This is a genomic window from Parasedimentitalea maritima (genome assembly GCF_005771405.1).
Classification (GTDB): Bacteria; Pseudomonadota; Alphaproteobacteria; order Rhodobacterales; family Rhodobacteraceae; genus Parasedimentitalea; species Parasedimentitalea maritima.
In genome coordinates this window covers 1-5,976 of record NZ_VAUA01000020.1, presented here as the reverse complement: position 1 = coordinate 5,976, position 5,976 = coordinate 1, and the positions used below count along the sequence as shown (strand labels likewise).

The 5,976-nt window shown below is 52.1% G+C and carries 3 tRNA genes and 3 rRNA genes; all 6 read left to right on the top strand.

What is annotated here, in order from left to right:
• Nucleotides 1-293 precede the first annotated feature (293 nt).
• Nucleotides 294-1,760 (top strand): 16S ribosomal RNA (locus FEE96_RS23360).
• 263 nt (nt 1,761-2,023) lie between these two features.
• Nucleotides 2,024-2,100 (top strand) — tRNA-Ile (locus FEE96_RS23355).
• A gap of 22 nt (nt 2,101-2,122) precedes the next feature.
• Nucleotides 2,123-2,198: transfer RNA gene (locus FEE96_RS23350), tRNA-Ala, on the top strand.
• Between the two features lie 444 nt (nt 2,199-2,642).
• Nucleotides 2,643-5,476, top strand: a 23S ribosomal RNA gene (locus tag FEE96_RS23345).
• Between the two features lie 163 nt (nt 5,477-5,639).
• Nucleotides 5,640-5,754: ribosomal RNA gene (gene rrf, locus FEE96_RS23340) — 5S ribosomal RNA — on the top strand.
• The 16S, 23S and 5S rRNA genes sit together here with 3 tRNA genes alongside, the layout of an rRNA operon.
• 145 nt (nt 5,755-5,899) lie before the next feature.
• Nucleotides 5,900-5,976 (top strand) — tRNA-Met (locus FEE96_RS23335).

Sequence of the window (5,976 nt, the reverse complement as noted above, 5' to 3'; positions counted from 1 at the left end):
TTAGGCGGGCGCGCTGAGAGATTGGCGCATCTGTTTGGTTTTTGTCTCTTGCTCTTTGACAAATTATATATCTGAAGAGATATGTGGGCGGTTTGGTTCATTCGATGGATCAACCTGTGCATATATCAACGCTGGTAGGGTTTCGACCCGATGACCAGTGTCAGCTTCACTGTTTGGACGGCTTTTGTTTCTTTTGAAACTGAAGCACAACCAAACGGTTAAACTGTCCCATTTGAACAATGGGACGATATGTGCAGAGGTTCGACGTCAAGGATAGCATTGCAAGATGCTTTCAACTTGAGAGTTTGATCCTGGCTCAGAACGAACGCTGGCGGCAGGCCTAACACATGCAAGTCGAGCGCACCCCTTCGGGGGCGAGCGGCGGACGGGTTAGTAACGCGTGGGAATGTACCCTTCACTAAGGAATAGCCTCTGGAAACGGAGAGTAATACCTTATACGCCCTTCGGGGGAAAGATTTATCGGTGAAGGATCAGCCCGCGTAAGATTAGATAGTTGGTGGGGTAATGGCCTACCAAGTCTACGATCTTTAGCTGGTTTTAGAGGATGATCAGCAACACTGGGACTGAGACACGGCCCAGACTCCTACGGGAGGCAGCAGTGGGGAATCTTGGACAATGGGCGCAAGCCTGATCCAGCCATGCCGCGTGTGTGATGAAGGCCTTAGGGTCGTAAAGCACTTTCGCTAGAGATGATAATGACAGTATCTAGTAAAGAAGTCCCGGCTAACTCCGTGCCAGCAGCCGCGGTAATACGGAGGGGACTAGCGTTGTTCGGAATTACTGGGCGTAAAGCGTACGTAGGCGGATCAGAAAGTATGGGGTGAAATCCCAGGGCTCAACCCTGGAACTGCCTCATAAACTCCTGGTCTAGAGTTCGAGAGAGGTGAGTGGAATTCCGAGTGTAGAGGTGAAATTCGTAGATATTCGGAGGAACACCAGTGGCGAAGGCGGCTCACTGGCTCGATACTGACGCTGAGGTACGAAAGTGTGGGGAGCAAACAGGATTAGATACCCTGGTAGTCCACACCGTAAACGATGAATGCCAGTCGTCGGGTAGCATGCTATTCGGTGACACACCTAACGGATTAAGCATTCCGCCTGGGGAGTACGGTCGCAAGATTAAAACTCAAAGGAATTGACGGGGGCCCGCACAAGCGGTGGAGCATGTGGTTTAATTCGAAGCAACGCGCAGAACCTTACCAACCCTTGACATCCTAGGACAACTCCAGAGATGGAGCCTTCCTTCGGGACCTAGTGACAGGTGCTGCATGGCTGTCGTCAGCTCGTGTCGTGAGATGTTCGGTTAAGTCCGGCAACGAGCGCAACCCACATCCTTAGTTGCCAGCAGGTTAAGCTGGGCACTCTAGGGAAACTGCCCGTGATAAGCGGGAGGAAGGTGTGGATGACGTCAAGTCCTCATGGCCCTTACGGGTTGGGCTACACACGTGCTACAATGGCAGTGACAATGAGTTAATCTCAAAAAACTGTCTCAGTTCGGATTGGGGTCTGCAACTCGACCCCATGAAGTCGGAATCGCTAGTAATCGCGTAACAGCATGACGCGGTGAATACGTTCCCGGGCCTTGTACACACCGCCCGTCACACCATGGGAGTTGGGTCTACCCGAAGGCCGTGTGCCAACCTCTTCGGAGGGGGCAGCGGACCACGGTGGGTTCAGCGACTGGGGTGAAGTCGTAACAAGGTAGCCGTAGGGGAACCTGCGGCTGGATCACCTCCTTTCTAAGGATGTTTCTAGCCAGATCAGCTTGCTGATCTCGTGAAACACTTAGCAGATCTCCTCTTCTCACGAAGGGGCGCCCGAAATGGGTGAATGATCATAGAGACGCAAGTCTCAGTTTGGGTTCACAGAGCTCAAACAGAGCCAGGCCGTCCTCATATCTCTTCAGAAACTGCGGCAGCAGCCGTTATCGGCAGCTGTTCGGTGACGTAACCATGAGTGCTGCTCGCACACGGGTTTTGTTTTGTTTTGCAAAACGGAAACCGGGTCGGTAGCTCAGGTGGTTAGAGCGCACGCCTGATAAGCGTGAGGTCGGAGGTTCAAGTCCTCCTCGACCCACCATCATCCCGAAGGGGATTGTTTTGGGGCCTTAGCTCAGCTGGGAGAGCGCCTGATTTGCATTCAGGAGGTCAGGAGTTCGATCCTCCTAGGCTCCACCATTACCTTGGTAGAACACATCTTCAAACGTTCGGTTCGAATGTTTGAACGTCTGTTCTACAGACGCAGCTTCGTAAGAAGCTTTGACATCGTTTAGAGAGATACAATCAACAACACTGTTGGTCACCCGAGTGAGGGTCTGACCTCAGTTTGGTGCTGATTACCCTTCGGGGTATGACGCGAGCTTTTGCATGATCCCTTTCCTCGGATCCGCTTAAGTCTGCCAGTCTGAAACGACAGCGTTGTCCAAGTTAAGTACACTAACCCGAGCACGTCTTCAGTCTCCTCCCGCACGGATGGGGACTGCATACGGGACGTGCTCAAATTGTTCGCTTCACCGACATGAAGCGAGCGGGAAAGTATGCTTTTGATCTCAGAATGAAGAGGGCGGTTTCTTACCAGCTTCCGCTCTTGTGATAGACGCAAGTCTTTCTATTTCTGGATCAAATCAAGCGCGAGAAGGGCGTTTGGTGAATGCCTTGGCAGTAAGAGGCGATGAAAGACGTGATACTCTGCGATAAGTCATGGGGAGCTGAGAATAAGCTTTGATCCATGAATTTCTGAATGGGGCAACCCACCTGATACTTTGTTATTGTCAGCCGCAAGGTTGTCAATAATGAGGTAAACCAGGTATTTTTAACCTGAATACATAGGGTTAAAAAGGCAAACCCGGGGAACTGAAACATCTAAGTACCCGGAGGAAAGGAAATCAATTGATACTCCCCTAGTAGCGGCGAGCGAACGGGGACCAGCCGAGCCTTGAGTGTGAGAAGAACATGTTGGGAAGCATGACCATAGCGGGTGATAGTCCCGTATTCGAAGCATGATAGGACGTATTAAGTAGGGCGGAACACGTGAAATTCTGTCTGAAGATCGGAGGACCACCTTCGAAGGCTAAGTACTCCTTACTGACCGATAGTGAACCAGTACCGTGAGGGAAAGGTGAAAAGCACCCCGACGAGGGGAGTGAAACAGTACCTGAAACCGAACGCCTACAATCAGTTGGAGGGCCCTTGCGGCCTGACAGCGTACCTTTTGTATAATGGGTCATCGACTTGGTCTATCTAGCAAGCTTAAGCCGTTAGGTGTAGGCGCAGCGAAAGCGAGTCTTAATAGGGCGAATGAGTTAGATGGATCAGACCCGAAACCGAGTGATCTTGGCATGGCCAGGTTGAAGGTGCAGTAACATGCACTGGAGGACCGAACCCACATCTGTTGAAAAAGATCGGGATGAGCTGTGCCAAGGGGTGAAAGGCCAATCAAACTCGGAGATAGCTGGTTCTCTGCGAAATCTATTTAGGTAGAGCGTCATCCGAATACCCCGGGGGGTAGAGCACTGGATGGGCAATGGGGGCATACAGCCTTACTGACCCTAACCAAACTCCGAATACCCGGGAGTACTAGATGGCAGACACACTGCGGATGCTAACGTCCGTAGTGAAGAGGGAAACAACCCTGACCTCCGGCTAAGGCCCCTAATTCATGGCTAAGTGGGAAAGCAGGTGGGACGACCAAAACAACCAGGAGGTTGGCTTAGAAGCAGCCATCCTTTAAAGATAGCGTAACAGCTCACTGGTCTAATTAAGTTGTCCTGCGGCGAAGATGTAACGGGGCTCAAGCCATGAGCCGAAGCCGAGGATGCACATAGTGCATGGTAGCAGAGCGTAGTGTGACATAGATCCTATCCTCTTTAGTCTTCATCATGAAGGCCTTGGAGGACCGGATCTTTCGATGAAGCGGGGGCGTGAGCCATCCCGTGGAGAGATCACTAGTGAGAATGATGACATGAGTAGCGACAAAGAGTGTGAGAGACACTCTCGCCGAAAATCCAAGGGTTCCTGCTTAAAGCTAATCTGAGCAGGGTAAGCCGACCCCTAAGGCGAGGCCGAAAGGCGTAGTCGATGGGAACCAGGTTAATATTCCTGGGCCAGGAAGTGGTGACGGATCTCAGAGGTAGTTCATCCTTATTGGATTGAATGGGCTGCTGAGAGGTCCCTGGAAATAGCCCTTCCATGAGATCGTACCCTAAACCGACACAGGTGGATAGGTAGAGAATACCAAGGCGCTTGAGAGAACTATGTTGAAGGAACTCGGCAAAATACCTCCGTAAGTTCGCGAGAAGGAGGCCCGGTTCCTACGCAAGTGGGAGCTGGGGGCACAAACCAGGGGGTGGCGACTGTTTATTAAAAACACAGGGCTCTGCGAAGTCGCAAGACGACGTATAGGGTCTGACGCCTGCCCGGTGCCTGAAGGTTAAAAGGAGGAGTGAGAGCTCTGAATTGAAGCCCAGGTAAACGGCGGCCGTAACTATAACGGTCCTAAGGTAGCGAAATTCCTTGTCGGGTAAGTTCCGACCTGCACGAATGGCGTAACGACTTCCCCGCTGTCTCCAACATAGACTCAGCGAAATTGAATTGCCTGTCAAGATGCAGGCTTCCCGCGGTTAGACGGAAAGACCCCGTGCACCTTTACTACAGCTTCACATTGGCATTAGGCCGAGCATGTGCAGGATAGGTGGTGGGCTTCGAAACCAAAACGCCAGTTTTGGTGGAGCCTCCCTTGAGATACCACCCTTGCTCTGCTTGATGTCTAACCGCGGTCCATTATCTGGATCCGGGACCCTGTGTGGCGGGTAGTTTGACTGGGGCGGTCGCCTCCTAAAGCGTAACGGAGGCGCGCGAAGGTTGGCTCAGAGCGGTCGGAAATCGCTCGTTGAGTGCAATGGCAGAAGCCAGCCTGACTGCGAGACTGACAAGTCGAGCAGAGACGAAAGTCGGCCATAGTGATCCGGTGGTCCCGAGTGGAAGGGCCATCGCTCAACGGATAAAAGGTACGCCGGGGATAACAGGCTGATACTGCCCAAGAGTCCATATCGACGGCAGTGTTTGGCACCTCGATGTCGGCTCATCTCATCCTGGGGCTGGAGCAGGTCCCAAGGGTACGGCTGTTCGCCGTTTAAAGAGGTACGTGAGCTGGGTTTAGAACGTCGTGAGACAGTTCGGTCCCTATCTGCCGTGGGTGTAGGATACTTGAGAGGAGTTGCCCCTAGTACGAGAGGACCGGGGTGAACGAACCACTGGTGGACCAGTTGTCGTGCCAACGGCAGTGCTGGGTAGCTATGTTCGGACAGGATAACCGCTGAAGGCATCTAAGCGGGAAGCCCCCCTCAAAACAAGGTATCCCTGAGGACCGAGGTAGACCACCTCGTCGATAGGCCAGAGATGTAAGTGCGGTAACGCATTCAGTTGACTGGTACTAATGGTCCGATAGGCTTGATTTGATCCAGTAATAGACAGACTGATAAATCAGAAACTCTGTGAACGATAATCAAAGCATACATTCCAAGTGGCTGAAATCAGCAGCCACTATAAACAGAACTAAACTTAACCTGGACAACATGTTGATTGTACCGCTCTGAAATGAGCGGACTGGTTCTTATTCGGTTTGGTGGTCATAGCGCAAGTGATACACCCGGTCCCATCCCGAACCCGGAAGTTAAGCACTGTTGCGCCGATGGTACTGCGTCTTAAGGCGTGGGAGAGTAGGGCACCGCCAAACCTAATAAGAACCAGATCTCTTAAAACGATTACAAAAAGAATACCCTTCAGACCAAAACTCCCTGAAGGGGACAGGCAACATCCTAACCGTGGGTGTCGCAAACGTCCTCAAGTAGCCCTCCGGGCGGTAGGACAACCAAAACTGTCGCGGGATGGAGCAGCCCGGTAGCTCGTCAGGCTCATAACCTGAAGGTCGTAGGTTCAAATCCTACTCCCGCAACCA